This is a genomic window from Polaribacter sp. Hel1_85 (genome assembly GCF_000766795.1).
In the GTDB taxonomy this organism is placed as follows: Bacteria; Bacteroidota; Bacteroidia; order Flavobacteriales; family Flavobacteriaceae; genus Polaribacter.
The window spans coordinates 1,164,347-1,186,272 of sequence record NZ_JPDS01000001.1; the positions used below are offsets into that span (position 1 = coordinate 1,164,347).

16 protein-coding genes are annotated in these 21,926 nt (G+C 28.6%); 4 read left to right on the forward strand and 12 right to left on the reverse strand.

Annotation, left to right across the window (positions count from 1 at the left end):
* The 8 genes from PHEL85_RS05015 to PHEL85_RS05050 form a co-directional block, all read right to left on the reverse strand.
* Positions 1-1,038, reverse strand: coding sequence for an o-succinylbenzoate synthase (locus PHEL85_RS05015; RefSeq protein ID WP_036821872.1), 1,038 nt, complete (start codon positions 1,036-1,038; stop codon positions 1-3).
* Between the two features lie 9 nt (positions 1,039-1,047).
* Entirely contained in the window at positions 1,048-1,563 is a 516-nt protein-coding gene (locus PHEL85_RS05020; RefSeq protein ID WP_036821875.1) for an SRPBCC family protein, read from the reverse strand.
* A gap of 9 nt (positions 1,564-1,572) precedes the next feature.
* Positions 1,573-2,505 carry a 1,4-dihydroxy-2-naphthoate octaprenyltransferase gene (gene menA, locus PHEL85_RS05025; RefSeq protein WP_036821878.1) on the reverse strand — a complete coding sequence of 311 codons (933 nt, stop codon included), beginning with the start codon at positions 2,503-2,505 and terminating at the stop codon, positions 1,573-1,575.
* Positions 2,505-2,891: a hypothetical protein gene (locus PHEL85_RS17260; protein ID WP_052108453.1), complete on the reverse strand. Its 387-nt coding sequence runs from the start codon at positions 2,889-2,891 to the stop codon at positions 2,505-2,507. The genes menA and PHEL85_RS17260 overlap by 1 nt, the downstream gene beginning before the upstream one ends.
* A gap of 2 nt (positions 2,892-2,893) precedes the next feature.
* Positions 2,894-3,673 carry a (Fe-S)-binding protein gene (locus tag PHEL85_RS05035; RefSeq protein ID WP_036821880.1) on the reverse strand — a complete coding sequence of 260 codons (780 nt, stop codon included), beginning with the start codon at positions 3,671-3,673 and terminating at the stop codon, positions 2,894-2,896.
* A 159-nt stretch (positions 3,674-3,832) separates the two neighbouring features.
* The gene (locus tag PHEL85_RS05040; RefSeq protein ID WP_036821883.1) at positions 3,833-5,149 is read right to left on the reverse strand and encodes a (Fe-S)-binding protein; all 1,317 of its coding nucleotides are present in this window, start codon (positions 5,147-5,149) and stop codon (positions 3,833-3,835) included.
* Between the two features lie 21 nt (positions 5,150-5,170).
* Positions 5,171-6,142, reverse strand: a complete 972-nt coding sequence (locus PHEL85_RS05045; protein WP_036821886.1) for an MlaD family protein — start codon at positions 6,140-6,142, stop codon at positions 5,171-5,173.
* A gap of 54 nt (positions 6,143-6,196) precedes the next feature.
* The gene (locus tag PHEL85_RS05050; protein ID WP_036821889.1) at positions 6,197-7,279 is read right to left on the reverse strand and encodes an N-acetylmuramoyl-L-alanine amidase; all 1,083 of its coding nucleotides are present in this window, start codon (positions 7,277-7,279) and stop codon (positions 6,197-6,199) included.
* A 185-nt stretch (positions 7,280-7,464) separates the two neighbouring features.
* Between PHEL85_RS05050 and PHEL85_RS05055 the strand changes: the two genes are divergently transcribed.
* Positions 7,465-10,068 carry a putative LPS assembly protein LptD gene (locus PHEL85_RS05055; protein ID WP_235318232.1) on the forward strand — a complete coding sequence of 868 codons (2,604 nt, stop codon included), beginning with the start codon at positions 7,465-7,467 and terminating at the stop codon, positions 10,066-10,068.
* A 65-nt stretch (positions 10,069-10,133) separates the two neighbouring features.
* The gene (locus tag PHEL85_RS05060) at positions 10,134-10,514 is read left to right on the forward strand and encodes a Rid family detoxifying hydrolase (protein ID WP_036821892.1); all 381 of its coding nucleotides are present in this window, start codon (positions 10,134-10,136) and stop codon (positions 10,512-10,514) included.
* A gap of 78 nt (positions 10,515-10,592) precedes the next feature.
* On the opposite strand, the gene gap is transcribed toward PHEL85_RS05060, so the two are convergent.
* The 3 genes from gap to PHEL85_RS05075 all read right to left on the reverse strand — a co-directional run bounded on the left by gap (position 10,593) and on the right by PHEL85_RS05075 (position 17,239).
* Positions 10,593-11,594, reverse strand: a complete 1,002-nt coding sequence (gene gap / locus PHEL85_RS05065; protein WP_036821894.1) for a type I glyceraldehyde-3-phosphate dehydrogenase — start codon at positions 11,592-11,594, stop codon at positions 10,593-10,595.
* Positions 11,595-11,620: 26 nt separating this feature from the next.
* Positions 11,621-12,604, reverse strand: coding sequence for a 6-phosphofructokinase (gene pfkA / locus PHEL85_RS05070; RefSeq protein ID WP_036821897.1), 984 nt, complete (start codon positions 12,602-12,604; stop codon positions 11,621-11,623).
* Positions 12,605-12,829: 225 nt separating this feature from the next.
* Positions 12,830-17,239, reverse strand: a complete 4,410-nt coding sequence (locus tag PHEL85_RS05075) for a translocation/assembly module TamB domain-containing protein (RefSeq protein ID WP_036821899.1) — start codon at positions 17,237-17,239, stop codon at positions 12,830-12,832.
* 211 nt (positions 17,240-17,450) lie between these two features.
* Here PHEL85_RS05075 and tsaD point away from each other — a divergent pair, with 211 nt between their 5' ends.
* On the forward strand, positions 17,451-18,476 hold the full coding sequence (tsaD, locus tag PHEL85_RS05080; protein WP_036821901.1) for a tRNA (adenosine(37)-N6)-threonylcarbamoyltransferase complex transferase subunit TsaD: 1,026 nt from the start codon (positions 17,451-17,453) through the stop codon (positions 18,474-18,476).
* A 5-nt stretch (positions 18,477-18,481) separates the two neighbouring features.
* Positions 18,482-20,338, forward strand: a complete 1,857-nt coding sequence (locus PHEL85_RS05085) for an LTA synthase family protein (RefSeq protein ID WP_235318233.1) — start codon at positions 18,482-18,484, stop codon at positions 20,336-20,338.
* 61 nt (positions 20,339-20,399) lie between these two features.
* On the opposite strand, the gene PHEL85_RS05090 is transcribed toward PHEL85_RS05085, so the two are convergent.
* Entirely contained in the window at positions 20,400-21,923 is a 1,524-nt protein-coding gene (locus tag PHEL85_RS05090; protein ID WP_036821904.1) for a hybrid sensor histidine kinase/response regulator, read from the reverse strand.
* Positions 21,924-21,926: the final 3 nt, after the last annotated feature.

Consider the following 21,926-nt stretch of genomic DNA (forward strand, 5'->3'; position numbering starts at 1 on the left):
TTATAAATTAAAATTCCAGATTTTTTCTGGATTGTAATGTAAAGTTCCATTTTTCACTTCTAAAGGACTTTCAAAATTATTAGTAAATAAACCTCCAGTTCCTAAACCTTGAGGTAACTTACTTTGTAATGAATACGTAAATTGAGCAATTGCATTCAACCCAATATTACTTTCTAATGCAGATGTTATCCACCAATCAGCATTCATTTCTTCTGCAAACTTAATCCATTCTGTACTACCAGCAAAACCACCAATTAAACTTGGTTTTAAAATAATAAATTGGGGTTGAATAGTTTCTAATAATTTTCTTTTTTCTTCGGATGAAAAAACACCAATCAATTCTTCATCCAACGCAATTGGTAATGGAGTTTTAGCACATAAAGTTGTCATTTCTTGAATTTGACCTTGTCTGATAGGCTGTTCTATAGAATGAATATCTAATTCTGATAATTTTTTTAATTTATCTAAAGCATTCTTAGGATTAAATGCTCCATTTGCATCAACACGTAATTCTATTTCTTTAGCAGAAAATTCTTTTCTAATCAATTTTAACAACTCAATTTCAGCATCAAAATCAATAGCGCCAATTTTCATTTTGATGCAAGAAAAACCGGTTTTAAGCTTTTCCTTAATTTGATTTTTCATAAACTCCTTCTCTCCCATCCAAATTAAACCATTTATAGCAATAGCTCTATTTCCTTTGGTAAATTCTGATGGAAAAAGATTGAATTTATTTTCACTTTTTAACGATAAAAAAGCCTGTTCTAATCCAAACTGAATTGATGGAAACTCATTAAGTTCTAGTAATAATTTTACTAAACCTAAATTGATATTATTACATGCCCAAATTAGTTTTTCTTCATAATTAGGTATATCATCTATACTTAGCCCTCTAAACAAACCTGTTTCTCCAATTCCTGTTTTACCATTTTTTTCTAAAATAATAAACCAAGTTTCTTTGGTTCTTAAAACTCCACGTGAAGTTCCACTTGGGTTTTTAAAATTGAGAATGTATTTTTTGTATTTGGCTTTTATCAAAAGATAGAATTATTGTTTTTCTGCAAAGGCTTTAAAATTATCTAAATAAGATTGATCTTGATCTCTAAAAGTTCCTTTAAAATAAGGGAATACACATGCCATTATATACGATTCACTTTGACAGCTAGCATTTAAAGTAATAGTAGTAACTCCATCTTTTTCAGTAAAAAGATAATCATCTTTCTTTAGCATACCTTCTGCATCAAAAAATAAGGTTACTTTTTCATTTGGCACATATGCCATAACTTTTTCTGTCATTGTAATTTCTTGTCCTTGATTATCAACAACAATTTTATATACACTTCCTGTTTTTCCAGGATTGTTATTTACAACTTCAAAAGATTTCACTTCTGGAATCCAATTTTTTATATTTTCTGAATTATTAAATGTTTTAAAAACATCTTCAATAGACTTATTTACTGAAACTTTAGCAGAATAGTTTGTTTGCTTAACAATTAAACCAGTTAAAAGAAAGGCTAATACGAAAGCGGTAATAATTCCTAAAATTATTTTTATTGTTTTCATAAATGATATTTAAATGATTTGCCCGATTCCAAAAAGAATGGAAAATAAAAATGTACTTAATGCTACTTTTTTTAGTTCACTATCTAATTCTGAAAAAATAATATTCTTTGCTACCACAACTAGATTCATAATTAAAGGAATAAAAGCAACCAAAAATAAATATTGTATTGCAGAATGATAATTTAATTGAACATATACTATCGCAGAAATTAATGCTCCTAATATTAATAAATAGTGATAAATTTTTGATTTTTGACTTCCTAATTTAACAACTAAAGTATTCTTATTGTTTTTTTTATCTTCAATTTGATCTCTCATATTATTCAAATTCAAAACGGCAACACTTAATAAACCAATTGAAATTGCTGGTAAAAATATTTCTACATTTATTTTTTTTATATACAAAAAATAACTTCCTACAACACTTAATAACCCAAAAAACAGAAATACAAAAACATCACCAAAACCGCTATAACCATAAGCAGAATTACCAACTGTATATTTTATAGCTGCTGCTATTGAGGCAATTCCTAAAAAGAAAAATAAAATTGAATATCCAAAATTCTCTTTACCAAAAGACACATAAATCAGTAGTAAAGCTATAATTAAAGTGATAATTGTAGTAATTATCATTGCAAATTTCATTTGCTTAGGAGTAATTGCACCTGAAGAAACCATTCTTGCCTCTCCTTTTCTATTATTATCTGAACCTTTTACACCATCACCATAATCATTGGCAAAGTTTGATAACACTTGAAAACCTATTGTGGTAAGAATTGCTAAAGTAAATATCCAATAATTTTTTTCGGAAAACATATTACTAAAAACTCCATTATCAGACTTAAATATAGAAAAATCTGCTAAAAAGCTACCTACGATAATTCCAGAAACCGATAAAGGTAACGTTCTTAAACGTGCTGCTTTTATGTAGTTTTTAATCATTAAAGAATAGGTCTATCTTTTAACGCTTCTCTAATATGAACACGTTTTCCGTTTTTAATAGAAACAATAAAAGCATCTTTACAAACACTTAAAACCATTTTTTTATAATCTACAGCTTCTTTGTAAGATAAAAATTCTCCTAATCTATATTTAGTAATATTATTTTCATTTGCTAAAATAATATTGTTTAAATTTTCTAAGCTTGTATTTTTATTTCTAAAAGCTCCTATCTGTATTGTAAAAAACAAATTAGCATTAGATTTAATATATTGTTCTGGTAAGCTATTAGCTATAACCTCTAAATAATTTTCATTTTCTTGAGCTGATAAACTATTAGTATTTATAAAAAAATTTATCGTAAAAATTAGAAATAAAAAATTCTTCATTCTTATAAATTATTAGCTTCTGCTATTAACTCTGCAATATCTTTTACAAGTACTTCAGATTCTTTTTCTTTGAATTTTATTCCATCTGTCATCATTGTATTACAGTAAGGACAACCTGTTGCTATAATATTTGGTTTGGTTTCTAAAGCATCTTCTGTTCTTAAAACATTAATTTCTTTATCACCTTTTTCTGCATCTTTAAACATTTGTGCACCTCCTGCTCCACAACATAATGCTGTAGATTTATGACGTTTCATTTCTGTTAAATTAACACCTAATCTTTTAATTAAATTACGAGGAGATTCATACACATCGTTAGCTCTCCCTAAATAACAAGGGTCATGAAAAGTAACTCTTTTTCCTTTTAAAGTAGTGTCATCAATTTTTAAACGACCTTCAGAAATTAAATTTTGTATAAATTGTGTGTGATGAAAAACTTCATATTTACCTCCTAAACCTGGGTATTCATTTTTTAAAGTATTAAAAGAATGAGGATCACAAGTAACAATCTTTTTTATTTCATAACCATTTAACACTTCAATATTCATCATTGCTTGCATTTGAAACAGAAACTCATTTCCTGCTCTTTTTGCTGCATCTCCTGTAGATGATTCTTCAGTTCCTAAAACTGCAAAATCGACATTTGCTTGATGTAATATTTTTACAAATGCTCTTGATATTTTTTTCGCTCTATCATCATAACTTCCTGCAGCACCAACCCAAAATAACACTTCTGGTTGTTTTCCTTGAGCCATCATATCTGCCATTGTTGGTACGTTCATAATAAAATGTTTAATTGTTTATTCGTTGAAACGTTTAATTGTTAAAAACTTCTCGATACAAATTTATTCGTTTCTCATAAATTCACTCGAAGTGACAATATGTTAGCTACTTTTTCTAAAACATGACTGCCAACTGCTACTAAAAACTGTTAACTAATTTTACTCTTCGTTAACCCAGTTTAATCTGTCTTGTTGATTGTATTGCCAAGGAGCACCATTATTTTCGATGTTGGTCATCATCATATTTAATTCTTGTGGTGCAGCACTTTCTTCCATTACTAAATACCTTCTCATATCTAGAATAATAGATAATGGATCTATATTTACAGGACATTCTTCTACACAAGCATTACAACTTGTACAAGCCCACAATTCTTCTGGTGAAATGTAATCATTTAATAACTGCTTACCATCATCAACAAAAGTACCTTTATTAGCATCGATATTTCTACCAACTTCTTCTATACGATCACGAGTATCCATCATGATTTTTCTTGGTGATAATTCTTTCCCTGTTAAGTTTGCAGGGCAAGATGATGTACATCTACCACATTCTGTACATGTGTATGCATTTAATAATTGTACCCAATTTAAATCAGTAACATCTGAAGCTCCAAATTTTTCTGGTACAGTTTCTTCTGCTCCTTCTGCAGGCATCGCATAAGGATCTGCATCTGGATCCATCATTAATTTAACCTCATTAGTAACAGATTCTAAATTATTGAATTGTCCTTTTGGATTAAGGTTTGCAAAATATGTATTTGGAAACGCTAATAAAATATGCAAATGCTTAGAGTAATATAAATAGTTTAAGAAAACTAAAATCCCTAAAATATGAACCCACCAAGCACTTCTTTCAATCATATGAATTGCTTCTGGCGAAAAACCATCAAAAAGTGGCACAATAAACTGACTTATTGGATTTCCTATTCCTGCTTGTTGAAAAATTGGATCTGCTGCATTCATCACCAAAAATAAAGTCATCAAAACCATTTCAAAATAAAGGATATTATTTCCATCATTTTTAGGCCAACCTTTCATCTCTTTACTTAAAAAACGTTTGATGTTTGACACATTTCTACGCAACCAAAAAATAACAACTGCTACAAAAACTAACGCTGCTAAAACTTCAAAAGTTCCTATTAAAAATCCATAAAAACCATCACCTAAAAGTCCTTGAAAAACTCTATGAGTTCCAAATAAACCATCAATAATAATTTCTAAAACTTCTATGTTTATAATGATAAAACCAACATAAACAATAATATGTAAAAACCCTGAAAAGGGTCTTTTTACCATTTTAGATTGCCCAAGAGCAATCATCATCATATTTTTTAAACGTTCAGATTTCCTATCTTTTCTATTAACATCTTTACCTAGCTTTATGTTTCTAGATAACTTGCGAATATTCATCGCAAAAAAACCTAAGCCTAATGCTAAAGCTAGTGCAAAAAATATGTTTGGTAAGTATTGCATATTAGTTGAAATTTAAAAAAATTATTTATTAGCTTCCTTTTCTAACTCTGTGTCTTTACTTGGTACATAAGGCTTTGCTCTTTTACCAAACAATGAGAAATGTACAAATCTTTTAGGGTGTAACTTCATTTCTCTTAGTAGGTTTTCTAATTCTTTAGACATTGCTGCAATATTATTATACAACACATCATCTGTAATTAATTTACCTATTGTTCCTTCTCCGTTATTTATGCCAGCTAGCATTAAATTTGCCGAATTAAGAGTAACCTCAGCTTTTCTCATAATTCCACCAATATCTGCACTTGCCAAAGTATCGGAAACTTTAGAAAAATTCTCTGTAATTAACCTTGTATTTTTCACACTTTCTTTTAAATCTAAAGAAGTAGAATCTATAACACTGTTAATAGATACCATCATTTTCTTAACATCTTGCAAAGTATATTCAAGATTTTTAACAGATCTTTTTAAACTATTTTGTGTTTTTAAATCTAAAACATTATTTACATTTCTAAATAAAGAATCTGCACTAACAATTACATGTTCTAATTTTGTTTGAAGAGGATCTAATCGCTCACCAATTGATGTAAATAAACTAGACTCAATTTCTCCCCTAAGGTAATCACCAGTCATAGCATCGTCAGCTTCATAATCTGGTATAATCGCTAAATTTGAAGCACTTAAAGGGCTTGGAGAATAAATTTTTACAACACTTTTTTTAGAAAACACAAAATCTTTTTCAACAGAAAATCGTACTACTAAATGACCTCTTTTCCCATCATTTTGATTGAATTCTATTTTATCAATCTTACCTACTTTTAAACCATTAATGGTAACAAAACTAGATTTTGTAAGTCCTGCAATATTAGCGTACTCTACATTAAAATAACGTGTATCTGTATCAAACAGATTTTGCCCTTTTAAAAAGTTATAACCCCATATAAATATGACGATTACAATAATAGCAACAATTCCTGTTTTTAACTCTTTAGACATGAATAAAAATTTAATAACAATATTACTAATAATTTTTGGTTGAGACCACCAAAACTACTGCATTTTAATCGCTTTTTGAACAGATATTTTTTCACCATTCTTAAAAGCCACTATAAATGCTGAATTATACCCTTTAGATTTTGCAGTTTTCAAAGATTTTTTTGCATTGTTATAATCTGAAGTATTGCCATAATAATATTTATAAAACTTGCCAACAGGAATTCTCTGAACTTCTTTTAGTCCTTTAAAATTATAAGATTTAGTTGCAATTTTATTTTTTCCAGAAGCAATTTGAATTTTAAATTCTACAGCATTATTTTCTACAACAGAATTGATTACAGTGTTCAATTTTAAATTACTAATATAATTTAAAACAGCATCTGTAATAGCATTACCCATTTGCTCTTGGCCTTTTTTAGAATTAAGATATCTTCCTTCTTTTTTATTAGTTAAAAAACCAAGTTCAACCAAAACACTTGGCATAATAGTTTCTCTTAAAACCTGAAAGTTATCTTGTTTAACTTTTCTATCGTTTCTTTTTAATTTGAAAGCAAAATTATTTTGAATTAAACTTGCTATTGCTAAACTTTTATCTAAATTTTCTTCTTGCAGAAGCGATAATCCTATAACTGACTCTGCAGAATTAGGATCAAAACCTTTATACCTTTCTTCATAATTGTCTTCTAAAAGAATTGCAGCATTTTCTCTTTTTGCAATTTCTAAGTTTTTTTTATTTCCACGTAAACCTAATACAAAAGTTCCAGCTCCATATGCATTTGATGTATGAGAATCACAATGTATAGATATAAATAAATCTGCATTTGCTCTATTTGCAATATCTCCTCTTTTCCATAAAGGTGGAAAAACATCAGTTTTTCTTGTATAAACAACCTTAATATCTTTCTTTTTAGAAAGCTTTTTACCAACTTCTAAAGCTACTTTTAATGCAATATTTTTTTCTCTATATCCATTTCCAAGGTTTCCAGGGTCTTTTCCTCCATGGCCAGCATCAAGAACAATTACATATTCTTTTTGAGCAAATATTGATGATGAGTTCATCAAAAAACAGAAAGCAAAGAAAAAAATAAAAATAATTCTTGCTTTGGTATTAATTTTGTGGTTTTCTTTAAATTGCATCAATAAAATTTAACTAATTTTGGCATCGTAAATTTGGTGCTTCAAATATTGAGCCATACTTTTACCTTTATACAAAAATAGCATTTATAGCATTGCAAACAAACCTATCATACATTCTTTTATTTTGCTGTATATTTTTTATAGAAATAGGCTTCTCACAAGACCTTAAATCTAAAAAGGAAACAGTGATTACTACAGTTAAAGAAGACACTACTTTAATAAAGGTTAAAGATACTCTTCTAAAAAACAAGATAGATTCTTTGGCTTTAAAAAAAACAGACACAATCCCTTTAGACACTATAAAACCTAAAGAAACCATAGAAGACATTATTGTACATGTTGCTAAAGATTATACAATACAGAATGCAAAAAAACAAACTGTTACCTTATATAATGAAGCAAACATTACCTATACTGATATAGATTTAAAAGCAGGAATAATTATTGTTGATTACAAGAAAAGTACTCTTTTTGCAAAAGGGATTATAGACAGTACTGGTTATATACAACGTCCAATATTTAAACAAGGTGGTCAAGAATCTGAGCAAGACTCAATAATTTATAACTTTAAAAGTAAACGCGCTATAATTTATGGTTTAAAAACAAAACAAGGAGAAATGTTTACTTATGGTGAAAAAACCAAACGTGTAAATGACTCTACAGTTTATGTTAGAAAAATTAAATTTACTACTTCAGAAAAGAAAATTCCTGATTATTATATTGCAACTGATAAAGCTAAATTAGTACCTGGTAAAAAGATAATTGTAGGTGCTAGTAATTTAGTTATTGCAGATATACCGACTCCTATTTTTCTTCCTTTTGCTTATTTTCCTATAACTGAAACAAGTACTTCAGGTTTTTTAATACCAGCTTTTGATACTGGAAGTAGTGATAGAGGAATTGGTTTTCAAAATGGTGGTTATTATTTTGCCATTAATGATTATATAGATTTAACTGTTTTAGGTGATGCTTATTCTAACGGAAGTTGGGGTACAAGAATATCATCAAACTATAGAAAAAGATATAAGTATAGTGGCTCTTTTAATTTTAATTTTGAAAACAATATTAGTGGCATCAGAGGTTTTGATGATTATACTAAATCGAACAGATTTAATATTAGATGGTCTCATAGTCCAGACTCTAAAGCGAGTCCTAACTCAAGATTCTCTGCATCTGTTAACTTAGGTAGTAGTAAATTTTTTAGAGAGTCTCAAAATCAATTTAATGTTTCTCAAACGCAAACAAACACATTTAATTCTTCTATAAATTATAGTAAAACTTTTATTGGCACTCCGTTTAATATGAATTTAACGGCATCTCATCAACAAAACACAAATACAGAAAAAATTACGATGACATTACCATCGTTAACTGTAAATATGAATAGAGTATATCCATTTGCAGGAAAAGGTGGGGTTCAAAAAACACCTATTCAAAAAATGGGGTTTAATTACACCATGCAAGGTCAATATTTAATTAACACTACAGATGATGAGTTTTTTACTAGTAAAATGTTTGAAACTGCAAGATCTGGTATGCAGCATAAAACAGGAACGAATACAAATATAAAAGCATTTAAATATTTTACCTTATCACCAAGTGTTAGTTATGAAGAAACTTGGCAATTTGACTATATTCAAAAGGAATATGATGTTACAGAAAATGTAGTTGTAACAGACACATTAAGAGGCTTTAAAAGTTATAGAGAATATAATGCAGGTATAAGTTTATCAACTAATATTTATGGTACTTTTAATTTTAAAAAAGGAAGGCTAAAAACAATAAGACACACTTTTAGACCCTCTGTATCTTACTCATATAGACCAGATTTTAAAGATAAATACATTCAGCAAGTTCAACAAAGTGCAGATGCAACAGACTTATTAGATTATACTCTTTTTGATCAAGGTATCTATGGTTCTCCGTCTTCTGGATTAAGTAATTCTATCGGAATTTCTTTAAACAACGTATTGGAAGCTAAAGTTGCATCCAAAGATCCAGAAAGTGATGAAGAAGATGAAAAAATAACACTTTTAAACAACTTGAATTTTAGTAGTTCCTACAATATAGCTGCTGATAGTTTGCGCTGGTCTCCTGTTAGTTTTTCTGCAGGAACAAGGTTATTTAAAGATAAGTTAGCAGTAAACCTTAGTGGTTCTATGGACCCATACAAAGTTGTAGCATCTTCAAGTGGTTCTGCCATAAGAATTAACGAATTTAATCCAAATATTTTTAGACTAACAAACGCAAGCTTAACAGCAAATTATTCTATCTCTAGTGAAGATTTTGATAAGGATAAAAAAGGAAAATCTAAAAACAATGGTAATGGTGCACAAAATGGAGTTGATGTTATTGGTGCTGACATAAATCCGACAGATAGATTTGGTGAAAGAAACGGCATTAATACAAAAGAGGAAGATAAAAATAAAGAGGCAAAATTATATAATGCTGAAATACCTTGGTCTGTAAATTTAGCTTATTCTACAAGCTATAGTAATAATGGCTTAGAGCCTGGAAGTATTGGTATACATAGTATTATGTTTAGTGGTAATGTAGAATTATCACCTAAATGGAAAATGGGCTATTCTTCTGGTTATGATGTTAAAGGAGGTGCTTTCACTTTTTCTAGATTTAATTTTACTAGAGATTTAGATAGTTGGCAATTCAATTTTAACTGGGTTCCTTTTGGTACAAACTCTTCTTATACATTTTTTATTGGTGTAAAATCTTCTACTTTATCAGATTTAAAATGGGATAAAAATAAGCCACCAGATAGAAGGTTATTTTAAATTGAAAAGTGAAATTAAAATGACTTAAAATATATTCTGGTAGAAATTTGAAACTTAATAATCTAATGAAAAAAATAATAACAACAAGTAAAGCACCTGCTCCAATTGGCCCATATAATCAAGCTGTATTAAGTGGTAATACTTTATATACATCAGGTCAAATTGCTATTAATCCTGAGAATGGAGAACTTGTTTTAGATTCTATAAAAATAGAAACTAAACAAGTGATGAACAATTTAAAAGAAGTTTTAGCTGCGGCAGAAATGACTTTTGAAAACGTAATAAAAACATCTATTTTTATTTCTGACATGAATAACTTTGCTGAAATAAATGCTGTTTATGGAGAATATTTTAATGAAGAAACTGCTCCTGCAAGAGAAACTGTAGAAGTAGTTAATTTACCTAAGTTTGTTAATGTAGAAATTAGTGCAATTGCTGTAAAATAATTTTCTTACTTCTTTAAGCATAAAAAAACCTGATAGTTAAACTATCAGGTTTTATTTTTATGTATAAACTACTTTATATTATAAAGAAGCAGAATACTCGATTAAGTCTACAATCTTAGTTGAATAACCCATTTCGTTATCATACCAAGAAACAACTTTTACGAAGTTATCATTTAAAGCGATTCCTGCACCAGCATCAAAGATAGAAGTACGAGTATCTCCAACAAAATCTTGAGAAACTACTAAATCTTCAGTATATCCTAAAACACCTGCCATAGCTCCACTTTCTGAAGCAGCTTTCATTGCAGCACAAATTTCTGCATAAGTAGCTGGTTTTTCTAACTTAACAGTTAAATCTACAACAGAAACATCCATAGTAGGAATTCTAAATGCCATACCAGTTAATTTTCCATTTAAAGCTGGAATTACTTTTCCAACAGCTTTTGCAGCTCCTGTAGAAGAAGGAATTACGTTTCCAATTGCAGAACGTCCACCTCTCCAGTCTTTCATAGAAGGACCATCAACAGTTTTTTGAGTTGCAGTTGCAGCATGTACAGTTGTCATTAAACCTTCTGAGATTCCCCAGTTGTCATTTAATACTTTTGCAATAGGAGACAAACAGTTTGTAGTACAAGATGCATTAGAAAAAATCTTTTGATCTGCTTTTAATTCTGTATTATTTACACCCATTACAAACATTGGAGTATGATCTTTAGATGGAGCAGATAAAACTACTTTTTTAGCACCAGCTTCTAAGTGTTTTCCAGCAGTTTCTTCTGTTAAGAAAAATCCTGTAGACTCAATTACATATTCAGCACCAACTTCATCCCATTTTAAATCTGCTGGGTTTCTTTCTGCTGTAATTCTAATTTCGTTTCCGTTTACAACTAATTTACCATCTTTTACATCAACAGTTCCATCAAATGCTCCGTGAACTGAATCATATTTTAACATGTAAGCTAAATAATCTACATCTAATAAATCATTAATTGCTACTACTTGTACGTCTTTTCTATTTACTGTAGATCTGAATGCTAATCTTCCAATTCTTCCAAATCCGTTAATTCCTACTTTAATCATTTTACTAATCTTTAATTGTTTATTTATTATGTTGTTATGATATCAGAAATTCTAAGAAGTTCATGATTTATTGAATGACCTCCTGAAATTGCTTCTTTAATATCAGTACTAATTACTTCGTTATCTTTTAATCCTACCATTAAGTTTGTATGACCGTCTAACAATAATTCTACAGCTTTAACACCTAGCCTACTTGCTAAAACTCTATCGAAACAAGAAGGAGAACCTCCTCTTTGCATATGACCTAAAATACTAACTCTTACATCGTATTCTGGCAAGTTTTCTTCTACATACTTAGCTAACTCATATACATTTTTACCAGATTTATCACCTTCAGCTACAACTACAATACTAGATGATTTACCAGCTCTTCTACTTCTTTCTAAAGATTCTAACATTCTATCTAACCCTAGATCTTCTTCAGGAATTAAAATTTCTTCAGCTCCTGCTCCTACCCCTGCATTTAAAGCTATAAAACCTGCATCGCGCCCCATAACTTCAACAAAAAATAATCTATTATGCGAAGATGCGGTATCTCTAATCTTATCAATAGCTTCAACAGCTGTATTTAAGGCTGTATCATATCCTAAAGTATGTGAAGTACCAAAAATATCATTATCAATAGTACCAGGAATTCCAATTACTGGAAAGTTAAATTCTTCATTAAAAATTACTGCTCCTGTAAAAGATCCATCACCTCCAATTACAACCATTGCATCTATCTCACGTTCTTGTAAGTTTTCAAATGCTTTTTGTCTTCCTTCTTTAGTTCGGAACTCTTTTGATCTTGCAGACTTTAAAACTGTGCCTCCTTTGTTTACAATATTGTGAACACTTCTTGCTGTTAAATCTATAAGATCGTCTTCAATTAAACCTTCGTAACCTCTATATATCCCTACACAACCTAAGCTATAGTAAGCACAAGCTCTAACTACTGCTCTAATTGCGGCATTCATTCCAGGGGCATCGCCACCAGAAGTCATAACTGCTATTTTTTTAATTTTCTTCATATATTCTGATGTAAAATTAGTGCTTTATAACCATTTAAAATAATAAAACTACGAAATCGTTTTAGGCTAATTTTTGTAATTATAAGTTGAAAAATTGCTTTATTTCATTAATAAAATTATCGGTTTTTATTCTTGATTTATATTAATTTTTGAAGTGCGAAATTAACAATGATCATAAAGCTAATAAATGATATAAATCACTTTTAAGAATAATAATAGACCTTACTAATTCCCTTCAAAATTAATTAAGCCATTATTTGTTTTTTTTATGCTATCATTTTTAACAATTGGTTTAGACTTTTTTTGTCTACTTTTTTTACTACGAATTTTCTTCAACAAACCAGAAAGTGAGTTAAAGTTTACTTGATAAGAAAGTCCAACTCCTTGAGTATATCCTTCTTCTTCTGTAGAATATTGTATTTCGTTTTGTCTATTAAAAATGATGCCTCTAAAGCTACCTTCTTTATTTAAAAGCACTTCAACTTTTACTTCACCAACAACACTAGATTGCGTTTGAGCACCAACAGGAACACCTACTTTTCCGTTAATTATAACCCTATCACTCACTTGTGTACTTACAGAAACATCAACCTGATTATCAATATTTAAACTTTCTATATCATTACCAGTATTTCCTTGTTGATAATCTACTCCTAGTTGAAATTTACCCTCAGGATTATTTAATAGGCTAGAAAAAGCTGCAGCAACAGCACTTGAAGCTGTATTTGAAATTGTTTCACCTGCATTAAAATCTACTTTATCCGGATTTGCAAAATTACCAAAAGCAAGTAATGAAATAAATTGTGTGGTTTTTTCATTTACATTATTATCATTTAAAATAAACTCTAATTCACTTGCAATTGTTGGATCTACATTTGTTAATTGGATATCTAAATCTTGTTTGGAACTAAATAAACCACCAGTAATTCTAGTCACTAAATCTACTTCAATTTTTCTATTAGAATTAAAGTTCTGTAATAATACTCCAGGGTTTGCTTTCGCTTTATAGATTGCAGTTACATCTAAATTAGCTTCAAATGGATTACCGTTCCAAGAAACGGTACCTCCTTTTTGTATTAAAAAAGGTTTGTTTACAATACCTCCATATTTAAAATCATAGACTCCATTATCTATCATATAATCTCCAAACATGTTAAATTTACCTCGAGTATTAATCTCTATTCTAAGATTTCCTTTACCATTTCCTGTTAATTGACTTCCATATACTTCATCAATTACTACCTGAGCAGTTGCGTCTTTGGTTACTTCTAAATCTATATTTAAAGATAATCCCTTAACGGCTTCTAAAGCAACTTCTTTTTGTCTTTCTTTTACCTTAGTTTCTTTAGATTTAAAATGAATTAAGCTATAACTATCTACTGTTTCTATATCTTTAAGAGGCACTACAAAGGTTGTTCCAGGCATTGTTTTTGCATTAATATCTATTGTTAACTGATCTGTTAAACCAGTTATACTTGCAGTACCATCTATAAAAGCAGCACCATAATACAATGCCTCTTCAGTATCTTCTGTATCTAAAACTAAAACATTATCACCATCAAGTTCAATATTTAAAAACCATTTTTCAAAATTTAAATGTGTGATATCTCCAATTAATTTTCCTCTTGTTTTATGTTTGGTATCAACTAAAGCAACTTCTTCAAAAATAAATGATTGTTCTTGTAGTGTAATTATTGATTCTCCTTCAAAATCGTAATCTACATTTAGGTAAGGAAATTTTAAACCTGCATTTTTAAGCCTTAATGTTCCTTCCATTTCTGGATTTCCTAAAAATCCTCTTAAAGAAAAATCTCCACTTGCTGTTCCTCTAATAGAGGATAAAACGTCTTGTCCAAGAGGGCTAAAAGCACTTAAACCAAACTCTTCTAAATAAACATCTAAATCTATTAAAGGTCTTTTTTCTGAAAAATCTAAAGAACCAGTAGCTGCAATACTTTTTACTTTTTCATTATTTATAGATAAATCTACTTTATACTTTTCGTAAGAATTATCTCCTTTTACATTTAAAGCTAAATCTCCTTGTTTAAAATTATTTACTTGAAAATCTTTAATAGATAATAAAGCTTCTGGGCTATAAACCCCCTCTCTCTGAACAAAATCTAAATTACCAGATAGTGTACCTTTTAAAGCCAAACTATCTATTATTGGTAAAAAACTTTGCAATTTAACTTTTGTAAAATCTGCTAAAAGTACTTTTTCTGTATCTCCTTTTAAGCTACCAGTAAATTCTACTTTTTGTTCTCCTGATACTAACTTAAATTGACTGAAATTGAATTCGTTTTCTTTTAAATCGAAGGTTACTTTATTTGAATTTAATTTATCAGGATCTATACCCCAGACATTCTCTTTAAATTTAAATGATGACTTTTGAAAACCAACAACAGACTTTCCTTCTGGATTAAACGTGTAGAAGAAATCAAGATTAAAATCTTCATTTTTTTTCTTACCTCCTGTAAAAACAGATTTAAAGTATAAAGTGTCTTTTTGATTTAAACTTAACAGATTTAATTTAGAAACTTTATAATATTTTGTATTGACTTCAGATGCTGTTAAATGCGAGTTATATAGTGGATTCTGATTATCTGTTCTTAACAAAACATCTTTTATTTCATTACCATAAGCATCTATTTTAGGAGATGAAAATGTTAATCTTAATTGATTTTTATCTGCTTTAATTTTTCCTTTAATTTTTGTTTTATTATCAATAGAAATTTCAGGAAAAAATACGGTAACTATTTGATTATAAATTGTAAAATTAAAATCTAAAAACTGATTTGGCGCTACAGAATAAGGCGTATAATTTGTATAAATACTACCTAAAGCATTTTGTGCAACTGGCAGCAATTCTGCAAACGAAAACTTACCAGAAAGATAACCTTCAGCTATATCTTCAGATGCAACTTCTATCGTTTTAATGCTATCTTTTAAAGAAGAGGATACGTTAAACTCTTTAAAGTTGAACTCTTTTGATTGATTTGTATATAAAATATTTTTAAAAGTTGCTTTACCTGTAATATCATCAAGCGTGTTTCCTTCTACATCTAAATCAATATTACCTTTTAAAACAGAAATACTATCTCTTGTAAACAGTTTAGTTTCTTTTAGGTTTAAATACTCAATATCAGTTTTAAAATCGAATTTATTTATTGCTGATGACAAATCTGCTAAACCATTAAATTTCATCTTAAAGTTTTCATCATCAATTTTTAAATCACCATCAAACTTATTATTTTGATATTGACCATTAGCATCAATATTTTTATAATCGTAATTATTAAAATTGAATTCAGAAACCTTTCCAATAAACGATGTATTAATATTTTCTAGTTTAAAACCACTACCATTTACATCACCTTTTAATGATACATTACCAAATAACGGATTGTTAAATAATACACCAATATTAAACTTCTTTAAAGCCACTTCTCCACTATAAGTTGCGTAATCAATATCATCTATATTAGAGATTTGCAAATCTGAAATAACACCTCCTATTTGTGATTTTAAATTTAAAATAGCATCAATTTCTTTAGGAGTAACATTTACTTTTCCTTTTACAGTAAACTTTCCGAATTTTCTAAATTCAGTTGGCAATGTCTTTCCTAAAACATTTGGTAATATTTTTTTTAACTCATAATAAGTAGCAGTTAAATTATCTAATTTTCCTTTAAAAACAAATCCTCTTTCAAAATTAACAGCATTTACAAAACTTAAATCTCCAACTACTTTAATACCATTTTTTGATGTTAAGTTCAGTTTATTTAAAGTAAAATCATTTAGTTTTCCTTTTACAATTCCAGAAAGGTCAATTACATCATTACCATTTAATTCATTGTAATATTTCTTTAAATCTGGTACTGCAATTTTACTCTTATCAAAAGCTGCATTGATATGTACTTTATTATTAAAATCAGCTAACTCAGCTCTGTTATAAGTAAAATCAATATCTGCTTTAATATTCGATTTTCTTGTTTGCAATGTTGTATTTTTAAAATGCATTGCAGTTTTAGAATACGAAAAATCGGTGGTTAAACTAGTAACTTCTAAACCTTTATTATCTACAAAATATAAACCTCTAATTTTAGATGAAAAATCAGATCCATAAACTAACATATCTTGTAAACTTCCTCCTGTATTTTTTGCCGAAAAAGAAATTGGACTTTTATTATTTTCATTGGACAATCTATAATTTAAATCATTTGCATAAACGTTAGACGATCTTAATATAAATGGCGTTGACAAAGAATCTTTAGAACTTTCTCCAAAACTGTCTATAAAAATAGCCATATTATCATCCGTTTCGCCTTTATAAGTTTTCATGTAAACATAAGCTCCATCCAAAGAAATACTTCCTAAATTAACTTCACTATCTAAAACTTTTTTTGCACTTAGAATAGAGGTACTTAACTTCTTTACAAAAATTAAAGTATCTTGATGATGATCTCTAATTTCTACTCCTTTTAACTGTACATTTCCTAAAAAAGATAAGTCTATTTTTTCAATAGAAATATTAGTATTAAAATCTTCATTAAGTTTTTTAGTAGCGTAATTCCCTAATTTTGTTTGAATTCCTGGAACAGAAAGTAAAATACTAACTAACAGCAAAAAGAGCACAAAGTACCCTAACCATTTCAGTATTTTTTTTCCAGCTTTTTTGATAACTTTTTCTATTTAAAATAAATGTAACAATATGATATTTACTAATCAAAAACATTGCCAATTACTACAAAGAACGTTCAAATTTAACAAAGAATTAAATTTCTATTCTTAAAAAAGGATGACAACATAAAATTATCCTTAATTTTGCCTTAAATTATCAATTTTAATGGAAAAACCAGTTTATATTTTAGGAATTGAATCTTCTTGTGATGACACTAGTGCATCTGTAATTTGCAACGCAAAAGTGCTAAGTAATGTTGTTGCAAACCAAGAAATACATTCAAAATATGGTGGTGTTGTTCCAGAATTAGCATCTAGAGCACATCAACAAAACATTGTGCCTGTTGTGCAACAAGCAATAAAACAAGCAAACATTACCAAAGAAGAGTTGTCTGCAATTGCATTTACACGTGGCCCAGGATTAATGGGTTCTTTATTAGTAGGTACTTCTTTTGCAAAATCTTTAGCTTTAGGTTTACAAGTTCCTTTAATTGATGTAAACCATATGCAAGCTCATATTTTATCGCATTTTATTGAAGAAGACAACAACAAAATACCTCCATTTCCTTTTATTTGCTTAACCATAAGTGGAGGACACACACAAATTGTAAAAGTTACCAATCATTTTGAAATGGAAATTTTAGGAGAAACAATTGATGATGCAGTTGGTGAAGCTTTTGATAAATCTGCAAAAATTTTAGGATTACCTTACCCTGGAGGACCATTAATTGACAAACATGCCAAATTAGGAAATGCAAAAGCATTTCAGTTTACAAAACCAAAAGTTGGCGATTTAGATTTTAGCTTTAGCGGATTAAAAACAGGAATCTTATATTTCATTCAAAAACAAGTAAAAATAAATTCAAATTTTATTGAAGAAAACTTAAACGACATTTGTGCATCAATCCAATATACTATTGTAGAAATTTTAATGGACAAATTAAAAAATGCTGTTAAACAAACTGGCATTAAACATATAGCAATTGCAGGTGGTGTTTCTGCAAACTCAGAAATTAGAAACCGATTACAACTAGCAGAAAAACATTTTGGTTGGACAACATATATCCCTAAATTTGAATATACTACAGATAATGCTGCAATGATTGCCATTACTGGATATTTAAAATTTTTAAACAACGATTATTCTGATGTTTCTGTTACTGCAAAAGCTCGTTTAAAAGTTACAGAATAAGTTCTATGAAAAATTTTAAAAATCGTTTACTTTTTAATGTTTACTATTTCCTCTTATGGATTGGTTATTTTGTTTTTGCACGTTTCTTTTTTCTAGTTTTTTATTTTGATAAAACCAAAGAACTAGATTTTTTAACAACAATTAAAACATTTGTTTATGGATTGAGATTAGACAGCTCTTTTGCAGCATACTTATGTTTTATTCCTTTTTTACTGATAATTTTATCTGTTTTTGTAAAATCAAAAAAAATTGGAACTATCCTAAAATGGTATTCAGCAATTTTAATTATTTTTTTAAGTCTTTTATTGATAATTGATGCAAGTTTGTATCAATCTTGGGGAACTCGTTTAGACACAGCTTTACTTACATATTTAAACACTCCTGAAGTCATGATTGCTTCTGCTTCTACTTTTCAAATGGTTTCTGGAACTATTTTTTGGGTGATAACTTCTTTCTTTTTCATTAAATGGTTTAACAAAGTAATTACAAAAAAAATAAATGAAGTTCAACAAGGTTTTTGGTTACAATCTATTGTCTTTTTATTTATAACTGCTGCATTGATTATTCCAATAAGAGGTGGTTTACAAACCATACCTGTTAATCAAAGTAATGTCTATTTTTCGAGCAGCATGTATGCAAATCATGCTTCCATTAATTATGTTTGGAACTTTTTTAATGCGCTTACTCATAAATCTAATGATAAAAATCCATATAAATATTTTGATGATAAAGCAGCTGAAAACATTATCAATAAAACAAAAGATAATCTTTTAATTTCAAACACAGATAGCATTTTAAATACTTCAAAACCAAATGTTATTTTAATTATCTGGGAAAGCTTAACAGCAAAAGTTGTAGGTTCTTTGGGAGGTGAACCTAACGTAACAGTAAACCTAAACAAGCTTTCTAATGAAGGAGTTTTATTTACTAACTTCTACTCAAACGGGGACAGAACAGATAAAGGAATTCCTGCTATTTTGAGTGGTTATTTACCTCAACCTTCTACAAGTATCATGAAAATGCCAAACAAAACAAGAAGCTTGCCAATGTTGCCTCAAAAAATGATTGATTTAGGTTACCAGACTTCTTTTTATCATGGTGGAGATTTAAATTTTGGAAATATGAATACCTATTTGCGAAATGCAGGAATAACCAATTTTGTAGATGGAAATGATTTTGATGAAAAAGATTGGAATTCTAAATGGGGAGTTCACGACCATGTTTTTATGAAACGTTTTGCTGATGGTTTGTCAGAAAAACAAAATGAACCATTTTTTAAAATTGCTTTAACACTTACAAGTCATGAACCTTATGAATTTCCGGATGAATATAAGTTTGGTAAAAAGACTGAAGTAAATAAGTTTAGAAGCGCACATGCATATACAGATAAAGTAATTGGCAATTTTATAGACTTTGCAAAAAAACAAACTTGGTATAACAATACGCTAATTATTATTTTGTCTGATCATGGACATCGTTCTCCAAAACATGAAGGTGCTTTTAACTCGCCAAAAAAATTTAGAATACCCATGTTATGGTTAGGTGGCGCATTGCATAAAACTGGTATTAAAATTGACAATATTTCAAGCCAAATAGATTTACCTTACACACTGTTAGATTTGGTGAAAGGAGATAATTCTGGTTTTACTTTCAGTAAAAACATTTTCAATAATTATAAAGAACAATACGCACATTACATCTTTAACAAAGGTTTTGGCACTCTTACTAAAAACGGACTTTTTGTTTATGATTATATTAGTAAAAAACCAATTATAAAAGAAGGTCTAGAAGCAGTAAAATTAGATTCTTTAGGAAAAGCAATTTCTCAAAATGCTTTTCAAGATTTTATGGATAGAAAATAGGTGTTATTTAGCTAACTATATCTCACTTTAGAAATTCTTACGGAATTTCGGCATTCGTATTTTATAAAACTCTCTTAATTTTATCTACAAAATTAGCAATTTTATAAGGTTTAGAAATTACACTAGAAAAGCCTAATTCTAAATATCTTTCAATATCTTCTGTAGCAGTATTTGCTGTTAATGCTAAAAAAGGTGTGTTAACATTATATTTTACGAAAGATTCTTTCTTTTTCATTAGCTCTTCACCTGTCATATTTGGCATGTTAATATCTAACAAAACAACATCAAAAGTTTCTTTTTCAATTTTAGAAAGCGCTTCTAAACCATCGTTTACAATAGTAATTTTCGCTTTTTCCTTTTTTAAAATATGAGAAACTATTGTCTGATTCATTAAGTCATCATCAGCAACTAAAATCTTTTTTCCTTTTAAATTGATATTTTTTTCTTGAAGAATTTCTTCTTTTACAGACCTGTTTAGTTTTGAGATTTTAGAAAAAGGAATTTCAACAAAAAAAGAAGTTCCAATATTCAATTCACTTTTAACAAAAACTTTTCCATTCATCTCTTTTACCAAACGATTTACAATTGCCAAACCTAAACCTGCTCCTCCATGAATTCTGTTATCATTCAATTCATTTTGCTGGTATTCTTCAAATATTTTTAAACTTTGCTCTTTAGACATCCCTCTACCAGTATCTGCAACTTCAAAAATAATTGTTATTTCATTTTCTGTTTCAGAAGTTACTTTTGCACTTGTTTTAACACTTCCTTTATTCGTAAACTTAATTCCGTTACTAATTAAGTTTGCTAAGATTTGTTGTATTCTTACAGAATCTCCAAAAACAAATTCTGGTATTTTTTCTGAAGTTAAAAACACAAGGTTTACCTCTTCATTTGTTTTTAAATGTTGAAAATCATTTTGGCAATTATCTATAATTTCTTTGATAGACACTTTCTCTGAAATCAACACTAATTTACCAGCTTCAATTCTAGATAAATCTAAAATATCATCAACAATAACCTTTAAATTTCTCCCTGCAGATGATAAGTTTTTTATATATTTTGCTACTTTTTTATTTAGTTTTTCTGATGAAATCATTTCTGCATATCCAAGAATTGAATTCAGAGGATTTCTAATTTCATGACTCATCATTGCTAAAAATCGTGATTTTTCTTGATTTGCTTTGTCTGCAATTTTTCGCAATTCATCTAACTCAATATTTTTTTCTGCAATTTCTCTTTTTATAAAAAAAATATCATTCCTATTTTGATTAAGTTGATCTACATATTTATAGACATTTGTTCTATTATGAATTAAAACATCTATCGAATTCTCACATTTAAAAAGCTCTAAATCTATATTGTATTCTTTTGATTCTGATTCAATTACCATGCCTTCTAAAAGATAGGATTCTCCTATAATTAAAGCTTCTAAAGTTCCTTCTAAAAATGGACAAGAATCATAGATAGATTCATGAATAGTGAATATTTTTTTGGCAAATTTTCCTGCAACGATGTTTATAATAACTCCTGAATAATCAGTAGTTAATTGTATAAAAACATCTTCTATTTTTGCAGGTATCAAATA

Coding starts and splice junctions, on each gene's coding strand:
- PHEL85_RS05020 (WP_036821875.1), bottom strand. CDS start 1,563: ATGAAAACAATAAAAATAATTTTAGGAATTATTACCGCTTTCGTATTA.
- menA (WP_036821878.1), bottom strand. CDS start 2,505: ATGATTAAAAACTACATAAAAGCAGCACGTTTAAGAACGTTACCTTTA.
- PHEL85_RS17260 (WP_052108453.1), bottom strand. CDS start 2,891: ATGAAGAATTTTTTATTTCTAATTTTTACGATAAATTTTTTTATAAAT.
- PHEL85_RS05035 (WP_036821880.1), bottom strand. CDS start 3,673: ATGAACGTACCAACAATGGCAGATATGATGGCTCAAGGAAAACAACCA.
- PHEL85_RS05040 (WP_036821883.1), bottom strand. CDS start 5,149: ATGCAATACTTACCAAACATATTTTTTGCACTAGCTTTAGCATTAGGC.
- PHEL85_RS05045 (WP_036821886.1), bottom strand. CDS start 6,142: ATGTCTAAAGAGTTAAAAACAGGAATTGTTGCTATTATTGTAATCGTC.
- PHEL85_RS05050 (WP_036821889.1), bottom strand. CDS start 7,279: ATGCAATTTAAAGAAAACCACAAAATTAATACCAAAGCAAGAATTATT.
- PHEL85_RS05060 (WP_036821892.1), top strand. CDS start 10,134: ATGAAAAAAATAATAACAACAAGTAAAGCACCTGCTCCAATTGGCCCA.
- gap (WP_036821894.1), bottom strand. CDS start 11,594: ATGATTAAAGTAGGAATTAACGGATTTGGAAGAATTGGAAGATTAGCA.
- pfkA (WP_036821897.1), bottom strand. CDS start 12,604: ATGAAGAAAATTAAAAAAATAGCAGTTATGACTTCTGGTGGCGATGCC.
- tsaD (WP_036821901.1), top strand. CDS start 17,451: ATGGAAAAACCAGTTTATATTTTAGGAATTGAATCTTCTTGTGATGAC.
- PHEL85_RS05085 (WP_235318233.1), top strand. CDS start 18,482: ATGAAAAATTTTAAAAATCGTTTACTTTTTAATGTTTACTATTTCCTC.